Source organism: Agrobacterium sp. CFBP2214, assembly GCF_030209895.1.
GTDB classification, from domain to species: Bacteria; Pseudomonadota; Alphaproteobacteria; order Rhizobiales; family Rhizobiaceae; genus Agrobacterium; species Agrobacterium radiobacter.
The window spans coordinates 253,202-268,784 of record NZ_JARVRC010000010.1; the positions used below are offsets into that span (position 1 = coordinate 253,202).

16 protein-coding genes are annotated in these 15,583 nt (G+C 59.2%); 5 read left to right on the forward strand and 11 right to left on the reverse strand.

The features are described from left to right. Positions 1–42: 42 nt before the first annotated feature. Genes QRN60_RS22465 through QRN60_RS26550 form a run of 3 tightly spaced genes read left to right on the forward strand, consistent with a single transcriptional unit; the run spans position 43 to position 1,793 of the window. Positions 43–1,191, forward strand: a complete 1,149-nt coding sequence (locus tag QRN60_RS22465; protein ID WP_309957621.1) for a citrate synthase/methylcitrate synthase — start codon at positions 43–45, stop codon at positions 1,189–1,191. Between the two features lie 35 nt (positions 1,192–1,226). Further along, on the forward strand, positions 1,227–1,538 hold the full coding sequence (locus QRN60_RS26545) for a L,D-transpeptidase family protein (RefSeq protein ID WP_350225280.1): 312 nt from the start codon (positions 1,227–1,229) through the stop codon (positions 1,536–1,538). 3 nt (positions 1,539–1,541) lie between these two features. Then, positions 1,542–1,793, forward strand: a complete 252-nt coding sequence (locus QRN60_RS26550) for a L,D-transpeptidase (protein WP_350225282.1) — start codon at positions 1,542–1,544, stop codon at positions 1,791–1,793. Between the two features lie 95 nt (positions 1,794–1,888). Here QRN60_RS26550 and QRN60_RS22475 read toward each other — a convergent pair whose 3' ends face one another. After that, complete coding sequence (locus QRN60_RS22475; protein WP_060726479.1) at positions 1,889–2,407, reverse strand: Lrp/AsnC family transcriptional regulator; 519 nt, start codon at positions 2,405–2,407, stop codon at positions 1,889–1,891. A gap of 161 nt (positions 2,408–2,568) precedes the next feature. Here QRN60_RS22475 and QRN60_RS22480 point away from each other — a divergent pair, with 161 nt between their 5' ends. Both QRN60_RS22480 and QRN60_RS22485 read left to right on the forward strand, forming a co-directional pair. After that, entirely contained in the window at positions 2,569–3,135 is a 567-nt protein-coding gene (locus tag QRN60_RS22480; RefSeq protein ID WP_060726478.1) for a PPC domain-containing DNA-binding protein, read from the forward strand. Beyond that, positions 3,122–3,529 (forward strand): PPC domain-containing DNA-binding protein, encoded by a 408-nt coding sequence (locus tag QRN60_RS22485; protein ID WP_060726477.1) that lies wholly within the window; start codon positions 3,122–3,124, stop codon positions 3,527–3,529. Before QRN60_RS22480 ends, QRN60_RS22485 begins: the two co-directional genes overlap by 14 nt. A gap of 38 nt (positions 3,530–3,567) precedes the next feature. Here the strand turns inward: QRN60_RS22485 and QRN60_RS22490 are convergent, their stop codons facing one another. The 10 genes from QRN60_RS22490 to QRN60_RS22535 form a co-directional block, all read right to left on the reverse strand. After that, the gene (locus QRN60_RS22490) at positions 3,568–4,461 is read right to left on the reverse strand and encodes a PCC domain-containing protein (RefSeq protein WP_080864998.1); all 894 of its coding nucleotides are present in this window, start codon (positions 4,459–4,461) and stop codon (positions 3,568–3,570) included. Beyond that, entirely contained in the window at positions 4,458–5,237 is a 780-nt protein-coding gene (locus QRN60_RS22495) for an SDR family NAD(P)-dependent oxidoreductase (protein WP_060726475.1), read from the reverse strand. The genes QRN60_RS22490 and QRN60_RS22495 overlap by 4 nt, the downstream gene beginning before the upstream one ends. 31 nt (positions 5,238–5,268) lie before the next feature. After that, on the reverse strand, positions 5,269–6,909 hold the full coding sequence (locus tag QRN60_RS22500; protein ID WP_129567378.1) for an acyl-CoA synthetase: 1,641 nt from the start codon (positions 6,907–6,909) through the stop codon (positions 5,269–5,271). Continuing rightward, positions 6,906–8,075, reverse strand: coding sequence for an acetyl-CoA acetyltransferase (locus QRN60_RS22505; protein ID WP_113083354.1), 1,170 nt, complete (start codon positions 8,073–8,075; stop codon positions 6,906–6,908). Before QRN60_RS22505 ends, QRN60_RS22500 begins: the two co-directional genes overlap by 4 nt. Continuing rightward, on the reverse strand, positions 8,072–8,935 hold the full coding sequence (locus tag QRN60_RS22510) for an IclR family transcriptional regulator (RefSeq protein WP_113291945.1): 864 nt from the start codon (positions 8,933–8,935) through the stop codon (positions 8,072–8,074). Before QRN60_RS22510 ends, QRN60_RS22505 begins: the two co-directional genes overlap by 4 nt. Before the next feature lies 1 nt (position 8,936). Continuing rightward, on the reverse strand, positions 8,937–9,740 hold the full coding sequence (locus tag QRN60_RS22515) for an SDR family NAD(P)-dependent oxidoreductase (RefSeq protein WP_165001889.1): 804 nt from the start codon (positions 9,738–9,740) through the stop codon (positions 8,937–8,939). A gap of 76 nt (positions 9,741–9,816) precedes the next feature. Beyond that, positions 9,817–10,827 (reverse strand): TRAP transporter substrate-binding protein, encoded by a 1,011-nt coding sequence (locus QRN60_RS22520; protein ID WP_003517515.1) that lies wholly within the window; start codon positions 10,825–10,827, stop codon positions 9,817–9,819. A 65-nt stretch (positions 10,828–10,892) separates the two neighbouring features. Continuing rightward, a complete protein-coding gene (locus QRN60_RS22525; protein ID WP_099086952.1) occupies positions 10,893–12,770 on the reverse strand; it encodes a TRAP transporter large permease in 1,878 nt (625 codons plus the stop codon). A gap of 741 nt (positions 12,771–13,511) precedes the next feature. Further along, positions 13,512–14,321 carry a cyclase family protein gene (locus QRN60_RS22530; RefSeq protein WP_003508279.1) on the reverse strand — a complete coding sequence of 270 codons (810 nt, stop codon included), beginning with the start codon at positions 14,319–14,321 and terminating at the stop codon, positions 13,512–13,514. 94 nt (positions 14,322–14,415) lie between these two features. Continuing rightward, positions 14,416–15,528, reverse strand: a complete 1,113-nt coding sequence (locus tag QRN60_RS22535) for an FAD binding domain-containing protein (RefSeq protein WP_129567380.1) — start codon at positions 15,526–15,528, stop codon at positions 14,416–14,418. Between the last annotated feature and the right edge of the window lie 55 nt (positions 15,529–15,583).

Genomic DNA, 15,583 nt, shown 5'->3' on the forward strand with positions numbered 1-15,583 from the left:
CATATCTCATATTGATTAAAACAATCAATATTGACCATATATATGCAATTCAACATCCTCAAGCGCATTCGTATTCAGATTGAGGAAAATTCAATGTCAGCGATAGCAGCTTTGAGTAACGACAAGACCGTGATCGGCCTTGATGACGTCGTCGCAGCCGAAACTGTACTCAGCCATGTGGATGGGACGGCTGGTGAACTGATTATCCGCGGCCACCACCTTGCAAGCTTGGCAGACTGGTCTTTTGAGCAGGTTCTGGAGCTTCTATGGGCCGAGCAAATCCCCCAGCCGGCGACGGCGCAGGATATTCGTTCTCAGCTTGGTTCGGCCAGGCAGCGGGCACTTGAACTGATTCATCCCCTTCCTGACCTGTCGCGCCTTTCTTCCGTAGAGGCCTTGCGTCTTTTGCTTTCCGCGTTGCCGGATGATGAAACAACCGCACACCATATCATGGCCGTTGCGGCGGTACCGGTCTTTGCCGCGGCAATCATCCGAGACAGGCAAGGGCTAACGCCGATCGCGCCCGATACCACACTCAGCCATTCGGCGGATTTTCTTCGAATGATTTCCGGTGATCACCCTTCGCCAGAGAAGGTACGCGCGCTCGATACTTATCTAACGACGGTTTCCGATCATGGGTTGAACGCCTCGACCTTTACGGCTCGCATCATTGCGTCGACAGAGGCCGGAATGTTCTCATCAGTGGTTGGTGCGCTATGTGCCTTAAAGGGGCCTCTTCATGGCGGGGCGCCGGGTCCGGTGCTTGACATGTTGGATGCGATTGGCGCGGAGGCTGACATTCAACTGTGGCTGGAGGATGCGCTTGCGCGCGGGGAGCGCCTTATGGGCTTTGGCCATCGGATCTATCGTGTCCGTGACCCTCGCGCCGACGTTCTGAAAGGCGCGGTGTCGGTTCTCAAGGACGGATCCAGCCGCATTGCCTTCGCCGGCAAAGTGGAGGCGGCGGCGCTAGCGCTCCTCCAGGAAAAAAAACCTCTTCGGCCGTTACAGACAAACGTCGAATTCTACACGGCGCTGGTACTGGAGGTGTTGGGTTTTCCACGCGACAGCTTTACCAATGTCTTTGCTGCCGGTCGCATGGCAGGATGGACGGCGCATGTGCTGGAGCAGGAACGGACTGGGCGCCTCATTCGTCCGCAGTCCCGCTATATAGGTCCTTCGCCTGAATAGGGTTTCTTTGCCAACGCTTCGTGGGGCACTCGTCGTTGGACGCCCGTTACGCGGCATTTGAGGGTGATGGACATGCCGTCGCCGGCATTCCCTATCGGCATATTTATCCAAAATTTTGTCGCCAGCGCGTCGCCAATCCGACGGGTGAAGCAGCCGGAACGGTCGCCATCGATACCCCAAACCGCTTCCTTTATCTGGTCGAGCCCGATGGCGCAGCCACGCGTTATGGTGTCGGCATTGGCCGGGATGGATTTGCGTGGCAACGGCGGGGGTATCATCCATTGGCGCCAGCCATGGCCGAGATGGAAGCCGCCAGCCAAAATGAAAGCCCGCCAGCCGGAGCTTGAAAAATACTCGATTGCCAATGGAGGCATGGACCCCGGCGTGCAAAACCCGCTCGGCGCAAGAGCCTTGGATATCTTCCAGAATGGGAAGGATACGCTTTACCGCATGCACGGAATCCGGAATGGAAGTCCATCGATAAAGCGGTTTCTTCGGGCTGCGTGCGTCTCTTGAATCACGACATTGTCGATCTTTATGACCGCGTCCCTTACCACGCGCCGATTGTCGTGCATCACACGCCACTCGTCGGCACGGCGTGATAAGACTTATGAGGCCAGATGGCTCGGCAGTGCGCCTTTACGAACTCAAGGCACAGGCACCCGCAGACCCGGCAAAAGAATGGGAATGCATTCCGCTATCTTGCCGGCACGCGGCCAATGCCCGCCGCTTCGATTAAAGGAGGTTCGGGATCGGGTACGACCGATAATGTGTGTTTGAGACATTTGAGTGCGAAACAGGATCGGGAGTGGCGCACGCCCTCAATCTTATAGAGTTTCCGCCGCAGAAACTGTTCGTAGCCTGCAGTTCCCGCCACCGCCACCTTGATGAGATAATCATATTCACCTGTTGTCAGATAGGCTTCCAACACCTCCGGAAGAGCGGCCATCGCATCCCCGAAACGTTCCAGAACCTCGTCGTCGTGGCGCTCCAGCATCACCTCGATGATGACGGTTTCGGTCAGTCCGAGTTTGGCTTGATCGAGAATGGCGGTGTAGCCGCGAATGACCCCTTCGTCCTCCAGCCGCTTGACGCGCTGCCAGCAGGGGCTGGGCGAGAGCCCTACCTTTTCCGAAAGCTCCGAATTGCTCAACCTGCCGTTCTCCAGGAGGGTACGCAATATTTTGCGGTCAATTCTGTCTAGCGGCTTCGTCATGCCGGCCTCCCCCAACTACGTTGCAAAAAAATCTGCCGTCGATGCGACAGCCTGCGAAAGAAGTGTTTTCCGACGCGCCGTTTGGTGGTGTCATTCGGAAGCACCTTCGGCTGATATTTGAGTACCGTACTGCAAGGTACAGGCAGCAGGGAGGAGCAGGCGTGGCATCGATAGAGCAGCAACATTTTCCAAGGCCGAGAACGCTCATCCATCCCGGCATTTCCGCGCCGGTGCGCATCAACAGCCTTCGCTCGCCATCTGCGCGCCATGTGCGGCTGTTCCTCGCGCCGGGGCGTAGCCTTTACGATGGCATCGTGCGGCCGCTTTTCGAAAATGGCATTGAGAATGCCTCGCTCACCATTCTCGGCGGCTATTTTGACATATTGTCCTATTGCGTAGCCCCGCCCGACCCTTCCGGCAGGGCGGTCATTGCCTATACGAAGCCCATCAACGCCGGTGCTGCCTGGCTTGTCTTCGGCAATGCCACGCTGGGGCGCAGCATGAAGGGAGAGCCGATCGTCCATTGCCATGCCGCTATGCGCACCGCGGCGGGTGTGGTCAAAGGCGGCCATTTGCTGACTGAATCCTGTATTGTCGGCGAAAGCGGCGTTGCCGCCCTGGTGACCTCACTCGACAGTTTCGTGCTGCAGCAGTCCTTCGACCCTGAAACCAATATTCCCCTTCTTCAACCAAAGAACCGTACGGAGCGCGCCGATGAACACGCCTAACACTGTCGAATCTGGCTCCATGGGCCGTGTGGCCTATGCCCGCATCGCGCCCAATGAAGACCTTGTGCTCGGCGTCGAGAAACTGTGTCTTGCCGAAGGTTTTCGAAATGCCTTCGTGCGCGGTGCGCTGGGTAGTCTGGTCGATGCGTGCCTCGGCACGCGCAGCGGCGCGTTCTTGCAGATACGCGGTCCCGCCGTTGAAATCGTCTCCATCGCCGGTGAAGTGCGCGCCCAGCCCGATGGCTCTTTGCGTGCCGCGTTGACCGGCGTCGTCGCCGATACCGAAGGTTCGGTTTATGGCGGTCCCTTCATCGCCGGAGCCAACCCGGTTTGCATGACGTTTGAAGTGACTCTGGAAGAATGGTTGCCTGCGGAAAAACCGCAGGCGGCGTGATTTGCGGTGATGCTGGCCGTTGAGTTGCGCAGCGCAACTCATGCGGCGTGCCCCTGTCTTTCGGTCAGAAGTAGCTCGAAAGTGACGCAGACCGGGTTCTTGCCGCGCACCAGCCGCCCGCCGCTGATATGTGTGGTGAGGTCCACCATCGCAATATCCAGCTTTGCTTGTCGGTCTCCCGACGCGGCCGGGCCGATACGGCCCTTGTTTATGAGGATTTCGCTCGCGTAGGCGTTGAGGCTTGTTCCGTCTTCATAATCCGCACCGACCAGGCTGCCAATTCCATTGACTTCGGCTTCTCGCAGGCCAAACTGGGTAGAGACCTCTTCAAGTGCCGTGCATATATCGGTATTGGGGCGCACTGTGCATAAAAGCGCCCGAAGACCCGAACCCTTTTGGTGGCGCTGTTGCGCGATGGGTGTAAAAAGGGGGAAGTTGGTTTCCTCATCCTTTTGCACATCGAGGATCGCTCCATCTAGCGCCAGAGCTTCAAGCGTTGTTTCTACAGCAAATTCGGTCTCGAAAGGCAGCAGATGCCCCATGGAGACAACGCCGTCGGCACTCTTCCATGAACCATGGCAATGCAGAAACGGCGCACTATCGCGCCGGCCCATATGAAGGCCGGCATTGATGATTGTGCCACCCGGCATGGAAAAGGTTTCGCTATACCATGCGGCATGTGCGTCATCCGGTGCGGCTGCCGGCATGACATATTGCAACCGTTTCATCGGTACGTTCTTCAGTCTGACGTAACCACCTTCGAACCCCAACTCCGCAAAGGCATCGGCAATCGCTTCGTTGGCGCTTACGCCGGACCGGACCGTCAGAGTAACAGGATAGGCGTGGCAGCCGACGGCGCGAAAACGTTCGGGCGTTACCGGTCCGGGATGGACGATGCGACGGGGGAGCTCTTGCGTGCCTGTCTCCGTCATACCGCGAGCCCGGCGGTAATGAAGCCGCCATCCACGGCAAGCACCTGTCCGTTGATGTAGCTTGCGTCATCTGACACGAGGAAAGCCACGGCAGAGGCGATCTCGTCCGTCCTGCCATAGCGATGCATGGGAACGCGGCTATGCCATTGGTTGCGGACATTTTCCGTATGAACCGCCTGGGTCAGCGGGGTATCGACCGGACCGGGAGCAATCGCATTGACGCGAATGCCCGATTGTCCCAGCTCGTTTGCCATCACCATCGTCAGAAGATTGACGCCGCCTTTCGAAGCGCCATAGGCGCTACGGCCACGATTTCCGCACATGCCGGAAACAGAGCTGATATTGACGATCGAGCCGGCAATATCGCGGTCCAGCCAATAACGTGCGGCAGTGCGCGCTACCGCGAAGCTGCCGACGAGATTGACGTCAACGATACGGCGAAATTCTTCGACGCTGGTGTCGACGGACAGTTTGTCGATACCGATGCCGGCGCTGTTGACGACGGCCACCAGATCAACCGCATGATCGGCGCCGCCTGCCGTCAGGGCGGCGAAAGCCTTCTCTATCGATGCCTCGTTCGCAACGTTGCAGACGATGCCGCGCGAGAGATCGATACCGAGCTTTTCGCAGGCTATATCCAGCGCCTCGCGCTTGAGATCCAGCAACCATGGCTGCCAGCCGCGCGCCATCAGGAGCTGCGCGGTGGAAAAGCCGATGCCGGATGCACCGCCGGTGATCGCGACGGCCCCTTTTGTCCCTGTTTTCTCTTGTGTCATACCGTCTCCTCCCGATTGAATGTCACGCCTGTCAGGCTGTCCGCTTTTCTTCGAAAGCCGGCATCTGACCGCGTTTCTCCAGTTCCTCGCGGATCATTTTCTTGGTGATCTTGCCGTAGGCGGATTTCGGCATGGCATCCCAGAACACCACTGATTTCGGCAGCTTGTAGCGGGCCATCTTGCCTTCCAGATAGGCCTTCAGATCGATGGCGGCGATATTCGCGCCCTCGCGGGCCACGCACACGGCCACACCGACCTCGCCCCACACCGCGTCCGGCACACCCAGAACCGCAGTCTCGCTGATGTCAGGATGCATGAGGATTTTTTCCTCGATTTCACGCGGATAGATGTTCGAGCCGCCGGAAATATACATGTCGGAGGCGCGCCCGGTGATGTAGAGGAAGCCGTTCTCATCGCGATGACCAAGGTCGCCCGTGCGGAACCAGCCATTGCGGAAGGCTTTGGCATTTGCCTCGGGATTATCGTAGTAGCCGGCGAAAACGGCGGGACCGATTACACAAATTTCGCCGGTTTCGCCTGCGTCAACTTCCTCGCCCGCATCGTTCTGGATCTGCACTTCCATGCCGGTGCGGTCGAAGCCGCAGGTGCCGATGCGCGTTTCCGGACCGTCCTCGGCGTTATGAAAAGAAGGCGGCAGCACGGTGATGTTACCGGTGACTTCACCCAGGCCGAAATATTGCACCAGCACCGGGCCGAGCTTTGCAAGCGCGCGCTTCTGGTCCGCGCGATACATCGGCGCGCCGGCATAGATGACATAGCGCAGTGAGGAGTGATCGAAACGATCCACAGAGGGGTCTTCGACGAGCATTTTAAGGATGGTCGGTACAGTGAAGGCGTTGGTGATACGCCATTTTTCGATCAGCGCCCAGACGGCGGGCACATCGAGCTTTTCCGCCGCCGGAAGCACGGTTTTCGCGCCATGCGCCACCTGCACCAGCTGGTGAATGCCCGCACCGTGTGAAAGCGGGGCAATGACGATGGAGGCGTCGTCGGATCCGGTGCCGGGCATCAGATCGCAGAGATGGTTGGTGATGACGAACGCCATCTGGCCATGGGTAAGCACTGCAGCCTTGGGCCGGCCGGTGGTGCCTGAGGTGAAGAAGAACCAACACGGGTCATCCCGATCCACTGCCTGGCTTTTGACTTTGTGCCCCATATGACGGGCCACGATGGCATCGTAATCCTCACCGAACTCAGCCGTGCCGATGGCAATGCTGAAATCGATCGTGCTTGCCTCGTGGCTGGCTTTTGCATGATCGGGAAAAGGGCTGGCGCAAATCATGCCGCGCGCCCCGCTGGCCTTCGCCAGATAGGCAACTTCATCGGGCGATTGACGGTAATTGGTCGGCACCCACACCGCACCCACGCGGAAGCATGCGAACATAGATTCGAACATCTGGTTGTTGTTGGAGGACTGCACCAGAATGCGGTCCCCCTTTCTGACGCCGAATTCAGTCTCCAGCGCATGGGCCATTGCGTCGACGCGGGCTTCCATTTGAGCCCAGCTCCAAGTCTTTTCACCCCAGACGAAACCGATATGGTCCGGGTTGCGGCGTGCCGCCTGCGTCAGGAAATGCGAGAGGTTCATCACCCGCGTGGTGGACGGCGCAACCCCGCCCGCGGGATGCTGTACGGCACTTTGCATCGTCATTTCACACGCTCCATGATCGAGACGTAATTGGCAACCGCCGTGCCACCCATGTTGAACACGCCAGCCAGCGAGGCATTGGGAATTTGCATGTCGCCTGCCTCGCCCATCAATTGCATCGCCGCCATGACATGCATGGAAACGCCGGTCGCCCCGACGGGATGACCTTTCGATTTCAATCCACCCGATGGGTTGATTGGCAGGCGTCCGGTCTTCAGGGCCGTTCCATCCTGGACAACGCGATATCCTTCACCGGGCTCCGCAAGCCCCATGGCCTCATATTCGATAAGTTCGGCAATGGTGAAGCAGTCGTGCGTTTCAACGAAAGAGAGGTCGTCGAGCGTTGCGCCGGCAAGTTCCAGCGAGCCGGCCCAGGCGCGGCGCGCGCCTTCGAAGGCCAACGGATCGCGACGGCTCAATGCCATGATGTCGTTGACATGCTTGCGGCCCCGGAAACCGATGGCGCGGTTGAGTGAGGCTGCCGTTTCCTCGTCGGCCAAAATGATTGCGGCAGCGCCATCAGAAATCAGCGAGCAGTCGGTGCGGCGCAGCGGGCCTGCGACGTAGGGGTTCTTGTCCGAAACCGTATTGCAGAAATCGAAGCCGAAATCCTTGCGCATATGGGCATAGGGATTGACCGCGCCATTGGCGTGGTTCTTTGCGGCAATCATCGCCAGCTCTTCGGAGCGGTCGCCATAACGTTGAAAATATGCCTGTGCGATGCGGCCGAACTGGCCGGCAAACCCGCCGGGAATATTGGCCTCCTCCGCACGGTAACAGGCGGAGAGCAGGATTTCGCCCACCTCTGCGGTCGGCAGCGCCGTCATTTTTTCGGCGCCGACAACGAGTGCGATGCGGCCGCGCCCGGCTTCGATGAAATCCATGGCGCTGTAGAGGGCGGCTGATCCTGTTGAGCAGGCATTTTCGAACCGCACTGCCGGCGTATAGGCGAGGCGCTCATCGCCCATCGCTACCAGGGCGCCCTGAAAATCCTGTTTCGAGAAGCCATTGTTCATCACGCCGACGAAAATGCCGTCGATATCGCTGACATCGACGCCCGCATGGTCTATGGCCGGCGCCACGACCGAAGCCATCAGTTGCTCGGTATTTTCAAGGGCCGACTTGCCGAAAGGCGAATGCGCCCAGCCGACGATCTGCGCTTTGCTCATTTGCTCGTTCTCCTCGTTTGCCGTTTCGTGTCGCCTTCACCGCGCGTGCGGGCGCGGCTGGCCATCATTTCTGCGATGCGTGTCTCGATGCGGGTTACTTCATCGCGCAGCAGCGCTGCCAGTTCCGGCTGGCGCTCCGGCCGCATGCGGCTGTCCACAGCGGCAATGCTCAGCGCTCCCGCCACAGCGCCATCAGGCGCGCGGATGGCAACGCCAATACCCCAGGAATTAGAAAGGATCAGGCCGGGGTTGAGCGAATAGCCATTGGCTCTCGTCAACTCGACATCACGGCGCAGGCCCTCAAGCGTGATGCCGGGATAATTAGCGGCAATCAGCCCGCTATTGGCCGCAATGATACTTTCCACCTCGGCGTCCGGCAGCGCCGCCAGCATGGCGAGCGAACCCGCGCCGATACCCAAGGGGTGTTCGAAGCCGGCCTGAAGCGCATGGGTGCGCACCGGCCAGGTGCCTTCTTCGCGGTAAAGGCACAGGGCAAATGTATCACGGCGCACGGAAAGGAAGCTCGAATCCTCCGAGCGGCGGGAAATGCGCGTCAGGCCGTCCTGCGCCATTTGAAGAAGGCCAAACCGGCGCGATGACAGGCTGCCCAGCACATAGGTTTCTTCGCCGAGGTAATAACGCCGCGTTTCCTCATCCTGCTCCACAAGGCCGGCGCGGATCAGAGCCAGCAGCAGGCGGCGGGCCGTGGGCTTGTTCAGTCCGCTTTCTGTTACGATGACCGAAAGCGCCACGCCGCGTTCCGCGTGCCTCCCGACCATGGAGAGCAGCGCCAGAGCCCGGTCCACCGCGCGCGCGCCCGTCAGATCTTTTTCTACCGGGATCGTTGTTGTTGTTGCCATTTCAGGAAAACGCCCCCACCGCACAGCTTTGCCCGCCATCGACCGGTAAACAGACGCCGGTGATGAACTTAGCCTCATCAGATGCGAGAAAAACGGCGGTGCGGGCAATATCGAATGCATCGCCCATGCGACCCACCGGGACAGCCGCATTGCGCGCCGCCACCATCTCCTCGACAGACGCATATTGATTGCTGATCTGCTTGTAGATCAGTGGGGTGTCGATCATTCCCGGAAGAATGCAATTGGCGCGAATGCCCTGCCGGGCATATTGCATGGCCAGCGCCACAGTCGCCTGATTTACAGCTGCCTTCATGGCGTAATAGGCAAAATAGGGATAGCCGGTCCAGCGAATGGAGGCGAGCGACGAGATATTGACGATTGCCCCGCCGCCCTGCGCCAACATCACCGGCAACACAGCCTTGGAGGTGCGATAAACGGAGCCGATATTGAGATCGACCGAGGCGCGAAAGCTCTCCTCATCCAGCTCAACCGGCCCGCCCATATGGGTCACGCCGACATTATTGTGCAGAATATCGATGCCACCAAAGGCCTCGCAGGTGCGGGCAACGGTGGCCGATACGGACTGTAGTTCAGTGACATCGGCGGCAACCGCAATCGCCTCCAAGCCTTCTCCGCGAATGATCTCAGCCGTCTCTTCGGCTGCGTCAGCGGAGAGGTCGACACAGGCTACGCGCGCGCCTTCGCGGGCAAATTGCACGGCCGCAGCCTTGCCGTTGCCAAAACCCGGCCCCGATGATCCTGCGCCAAACACAAGCGCGCGTTTTCCCGTCAGGCGACCTGTCAAAGCAGTCTCCATTCCAATCGTCAGACATAGTCGGGTTGGCCCCGCTACGGGCGGGGCCAGTTTCTCAACGGGCCGGTCAGGTCAGGCTTGCACCAACGGCCTTTTCAAGAATGGCCCAGGCTTCATCGCCGTATTTGCCCTTCCACTCGGAATAGAAGCCTGCCTCTTTCAGCGCGGCGCGGAAGAGTGTCGCATCCGTGTCGTTGAAGGTCATGCCCTTGGAAATCAGATCTTCCTTGACCGAGGCATTGAGCTTCGCCACATCGGCGCGTTCATCCTTGCCCGACTGGTTGAGGTTTTTGGCGACGATGGCGCGCAGGTCATCCGGCAGACGTTCCCAGGCGCGCTTGTTGGCCAGGAACCAGAACCCGTCCCACATATGATTGGTGACCGAGCAGAATTTCTGCACTTCGAACAGCTTTGCGGTGGAAATGATTGCCAGCGGATTTTCCTGGCCATCGACCACACCGGTCTGCAGCGCGGTGTAGACCTCGGCGAAATTGATCGAGGCAGGGGCCGACTTGAATGCCTTGAACATAGAGGTCCAGAGCGGGCTCACTGGCACGCGGATCTTGAAGCTTTCGAGATCGGCCGGCGTGGCGATGGGCTTGGAAGCGCTGGTGATCTGGCGGAAGCCGTTATCCCAGATGGTGTCCATGGCAACGAGATTCTGCTTGGCAATTTCGCCACGGACATATTTACCGAGATCGCCATCCATGGCCGCCCATACGGACTCGTAGTTCGGGAAGGCGAAACCGATGCCGCTGATGGAGGCGTTCGGTACCAGCGTCGACAGGATCAGCGGCGAAAGCGTGAAGAATTCTACGCCTCCAGAGCGCACCTGACTCAAAACGTCTGTGTCGGCACCCAGCTGGCTGCTGGGGAAGATGCTGATATTGACCTGCCCATCGGTCTCTTTGGCGATACGCTCGGCGGCCTCCTTGGCGCGAATGTTCATCGGGTGCGCCGCAGGTAGATTATTGGCATATTTATAATTGTATTGGGCAGCGCGGGCGCGCGACACGAAGGCGGTGGCCAGTACGGCGGAACCGGCGCCGGCGAGTATGGTACGTCTGTTGATATTCATTGCTTTCTCCTCCCAAAATAAAGCAGTTATCATTCATCGGCGTGGCGGGCGGACCCGCCACGGTCTCAGAGCAGAATGGTCGAAAATCCGGGGATTGCTGCAATCAGGAGCAGGCCGATGATCATGGCTGCGAGATAGGGCCAGATGGCACCCATGGCTTCGTCCGGCGACACGTTGCCGATCTTGCAGGCGATGTAAAAGCCGATACCGATTGGCGGCGCCATCAGGCCGATATTCATGGCGACCACCACGACCATGGAATAATGGATGTCATTGATGCCAAGCGTGCGGGCGATCGGGAACATGATCGGCGCGAGCAGAACGATTGCTGGCAGTCCTTCCAGGACGCAGCCCAGGATCATGAAAATCAGGATCGACACGACCATGTAGGTCATCCAGCCGCCGGGAAGATCGGTAATCATCGCGGTCAGCTGGAAAGCAAAGCCGCTCTGCGTCAACCCCCACGCCATGGCCGATGCACAGCCGAGGATCAGCAGGATCGCCCCTGAAAGCGCTGCCGTCTCGACCAGCATGGAATAGAGCTTCCTGAGGCTGATGCCGCCATAAAGCACCGCGCCGACGATCATGGCGTAGAGCACGGCAATAGTGGATACTTCGGTTGCCGTGGCGACACCGCCGCCCACCAGGCTGCGGATGAGGAAGGGCAGAACGAGCGCCGGTGCGGCAATCAGGGCTGCCTTGCCGACCTGCGGCCATGGCGTGCGCTTTGCGCCTTCCATGTTTTCATCCCGAGCCTTCCAGCGGGCCAGAACGGCCAGCACCAGAAGCAGGACCATTGCAATCATGAAACCGGAGGTGAAGAGGCCGGCAATAGACACACCTGCGGCCGAACCCAGAACGATCAGCACGATTGAGGGCGGAACCGTATCGGCCATGGCGGCGCCGGTGGCCAGAAGCGCGATCATTTCCTTGGGTTTGTGGCCACGGCGCTTCATTTCCGGAAACAGCGCCGGTGCGACGGTTGCCATATCAGAAACCTTGGAGCCGGAAATGCCGGAGACAAGAAACAGAGAACCGAGCAGAACATAGGACATGCCAGCGCGAATGTGGCCAAACATCGAGGACAGAAGCTCGACAATCGCCTTACCCATGCCGGTTGCATCGAGCACGCAGCCGAGTAGCACGAAGACTGGCACTGACAACAGAATGATGCCGGACATGCCCTCATCCATGCGCCCGATCATCACAATGGTCGGAACCCAGGTGGTGAAGGTCAGATAGGCGAGGGTTCCAAGGCCGAAGCAGAAGGCAATCGGAACGCCCAGCACCAGAAATACCGCAACGAACAGGCCGAGGAAGATCGCCAGATTAAAATTGCCGAGGGATTCCAGCATCGGCGATGCCAGATAGAGCAGGCCGGAGGCAACCGCGACCGTTACAAGGGCCGCAATGATATCGCGCAGATTTTCTCGTCGGAAGAGATTGTTGAGCACCAAAAGCAGCATAAGACAGGCGCCGACCGGCAGCGCCGCAGCGCGAAACGACATCGGAATATTCAGCGCCGCTGACGTGACCACCCACTCCTCGATGGCGTATTCCATGGCGGGCTTGATGATTGCGGCAAGAAATGTAGCCACCAGCACCAGTGCCAGGGAATTGATATAGCCCAGAACACGTTGCGGGAACATGTTGAGAAACAGCGTCAGGCGCAGATGTTCACTGCGATCGATGGCAATCGCCGCGCCCAGCATGGCAAACCACAGGAAGCACAAGGACGCCGTTTCGTCGATCCAGACAATCGGCAGATGCAGGGCATAACGTGACGTCACGCCCAGCAGAAGCAGGCCGATCATCACCGCCAGCAGCACGGCCGCCACGGCCTCGATGGGGCGCATGAACCACGAGCCCGTTACCGGTCCGGTGTGCAACAGTTCGCCATCGAGTACAAATACGTCGTCATTCGCGTCTGCGGTCATGGTCATCGGGGCCTCCTCTCCCACAGAACAACCTTCGCAATAAGATGTCAGCAAAACAGGATGTCCATGCCACGACCGCGACATCAGGATAGCTGTTATTGCCAGACTGGCCAGACCCCTCCAAAAGTCTGAATGTATCGGTATATTGCCTCCACAATATGGACCACTACAAAACCATGTATCCGGGATACACAGGAATATTTGTGAAATCAACAGTAAATAGACGGATTTGTGCAGTTTATTTGCGCATCTACAAGATCCATATAGTGGACCATACTTTGTGTCGACCTTCATTCGCCGGTAATGACCATGCAGCACGGCACCTGATGCAAAGGCCAGCCAATGCAGATCGTGGCGGCCCGACCGGGGCAGGCCGCCATACACGCGGGTGCCTGCGTCGCGCCACGGAGAGCCGGAATACATTTCTGCTTAGCCTTGAACTGGCTGGGATGGGGAAGGGCCTTGACGTGACGACCACTGGTCGAACTGGGAAAAATGACGGTGGTGCGGCTGAGCACTCTCTAACCGGCAATCCGGGCGTTGATTATCTCTTGAAATCCTCCCGTGCGGAGGTTTTGCGGCAAGGGGATATGTTCTCAGCGATGCCGCCGCCCGGCATTCTTCCTGTCAGGCGCGGGGCGATGTTTCGCCCCGCCTTTTCCCGAACAACCGCGGCGGATTCGGAGCGGCTTTATCTGATGCAGCAGGTGAGCCGCTGGTGCATCCGGGCCGCCCGCCATGCTGCTTTCAGACCAGGGCCAGAATCCGGGCCGGACCGCCGGTTCCACCACGATGTGCCGGCGCGCCGACGACGACGGTTGCGCCCTTGACCGGCAAAGCCTCTAGGTTGTTGAGGCCTTCGATACCGTAGCGCCCGGCCGGAAGCCAGGAATTGTGAACGGCGAAATCGGCAGAGTTGCCCGGATCCAGCGAAAGCGTGTCGACGCCGATCGCGACCGTGTCGCGCTTGAGCAGAAGGTCGGTTGCCGACTTGCCGAAACCGGGAAAGGCGAATTTTCCGGCGTCGTCGGTGCGGAATGAAGGGCTCTTCACTCTGGTTGCCCAGCCGGAGCGCAGGGCGACGATCGCGCCTGCCGGGATATCGCCATTTGCAGATATCCAGCGCTCGATGTCTTCAGCCTCGATGGTGGAATTGGCATCCTCTTTTGCGCGGTCGGTGATGTCGATGATGACCAGCGGCGCGACAAGTTTCTGCGGCTCCAGCTGATCGACGCTCGCGCCGTCGGCGCTGAAGTGGAACGGTGCATCGATATGTGTGCCAGTATGTTCGTAGATGGTGAGCTTGTGGAGCTGATAACCGTCCTTGGTGATATCAGCTGCCCATTCGTATTCTATGCCCGGTTTGCCGTCGAAGGTGGGAAATGCGGAATCATAGGTGTGGGTGAGATCGATGACCCGTCCGGGTGTTTGCGCAAGCACCGGAGCCGCGAGGCTGCCTGCCGCCACCGCCGTTACACCGGCCACGGCGCCCTTGAACAGCAGGCGTCGTGACAGCATGTTCTTTTTCACGTTCTCGATCACGCAGTGGTTGCACATTCCTCAGTCCCTCCATTGAGAAATCCCTGATCGCAAGCGTAGCGCAAAGATGGGGTGAAGCAAGACAGGACCGTCCCTGATTTTTGACCCGTGTTCAGATGGCGGTTTCGGCAAGTCGCCGCCCATAGGCTGCAATTGCCTTGCCCACCGGCAGGCGGCTTCTCTGATATCGTGAAAGGGCGGTGGGCAGATCGTCCGTTTGCCGCAGGGCGTCGCGCAGCGCCATTGCGTCTCCCGCGGCCTTGGAAACGCCCATCGCGGTGTGAGGGCGAACCACAAAGGCGGCATCTCCGACCAGCGCCATGCGCGGCGACACCATCTGTTCAGCCTCATAGTCAAAAATGCCTTGGATCGATGGGTTTTCCTCCGCTTCCACCGCAAGCGCCAATTGCGGCGGCAGAAGGGAGGACGCGTCCCTGCGCAGTTGCTCGCGGCGCTGCTCAGTCAGTTCGCCACGGGGCAGCGAATATTCGAAATGCCTGCCGTCGCGGCCGGTGAAGGTTCGGCCAAGCTCATCGGCCGGTGTAGGACGATACCACACCCAGTTGTAACGGCGCTGTCCATGTTGTGTCTCACCAAGTGGCCCCGGCACGAGGTAACCCAGAACATGAATTCCGGGTGTGATGTAAAAAGCGAAGCGGTCGAGCAGCAGGGACGCATCGGCCGGTAATCTGGTTTCGGGTATCAGCCCGCGCCAGGCGACATAACCCGCAAAGGCGTTTTCCGAATGGCGATTGACCGCCTTGCGGATGGCCGAACCCAAGCCATCCGCGCCTATTACGAGATCAGCGCGCTCTTGCCTGCCGTCGGCGAAGGACAGCATCACTCCATCAGGGCCTTCCCGAACCGCGTCGACATGGTGTCCCAGGAGATAGGTATCGGCGAGGAGGCGGGAGGACACGCGCTCAAAGAGATAGTCCCATGAAATCTGCATCTGCGGCGTCTTCTGGCGCTGGGCCACGCGGCCGCCAGCATCGAGGTAGATGCGCTCCTTCGCAACCACACCGACATGGGTGACGTCTTCGCAGCCGATCTGGTCCAGAACCTCGAACAGGTCCTGCTGCGGCACCAGTCCTGCACCACGCCCGCCGAGGCCGGACGAGGAGCGCTCGTAGACTTTCACATCGTGCCCGTCCTGCTGAAGCAATATCGCCGTGAAAAGACCGGTAAGCGAGCCGCCGGCGATGCGGATTGTCAATGGTTTCATGGCCGTTCCTGTCTTTCGATATTGGTTTTGCGGCATGGCGCCTTGTCTCGGTGAG

Bases quoted from the DNA above. Each gene is read 5' to 3' on its own strand.
- QRN60_RS22465 (WP_309957621.1), top strand. From the start codon at position 43: ATGCAATTCAACATCCTCAAGCGCATTCGTATTCAGATTGAGGAAAAT.
- QRN60_RS22475 (WP_060726479.1), bottom strand. From the start codon at position 2,407: ATGACGAAGCCGCTAGACAGAATTGACCGCAAAATATTGCGTACCCTC.
- QRN60_RS22485 (WP_060726477.1), top strand. From the start codon at position 3,122: ATGAACACGCCTAACACTGTCGAATCTGGCTCCATGGGCCGTGTGGCC.
- QRN60_RS22490 (WP_080864998.1), bottom strand. From the start codon at position 4,461: ATGACGGAGACAGGCACGCAAGAGCTCCCCCGTCGCATCGTCCATCCC.
- QRN60_RS22495 (WP_060726475.1), bottom strand. From the start codon at position 5,237: ATGACACAAGAGAAAACAGGGACAAAAGGGGCCGTCGCGATCACCGGC.
- QRN60_RS22500 (WP_129567378.1), bottom strand. From the start codon at position 6,909: ATGACGATGCAAAGTGCCGTACAGCATCCCGCGGGCGGGGTTGCGCCG.
- QRN60_RS22505 (WP_113083354.1), bottom strand. From the start codon at position 8,075: ATGAGCAAAGCGCAGATCGTCGGCTGGGCGCATTCGCCTTTCGGCAAG.
- QRN60_RS22510 (WP_113291945.1), bottom strand. From the start codon at position 8,935: ATGGCAACAACAACAACGATCCCGGTAGAAAAAGATCTGACGGGCGCG.
- QRN60_RS22520 (WP_003517515.1), bottom strand. From the start codon at position 10,827: ATGAATATCAACAGACGTACCATACTCGCCGGCGCCGGTTCCGCCGTA.
- QRN60_RS22525 (WP_099086952.1), bottom strand. From the start codon at position 12,770: ATGACCATGACCGCAGACGCGAATGACGACGTATTTGTACTCGATGGC.
- QRN60_RS22530 (WP_003508279.1), bottom strand. From the start codon at position 14,321: ATGTGCAACCACTGCGTGATCGAGAACGTGAAAAAGAACATGCTGTCA.
- QRN60_RS22535 (WP_129567380.1), bottom strand. From the start codon at position 15,528: ATGAAACCATTGACAATCCGCATCGCCGGCGGCTCGCTTACCGGTCTT.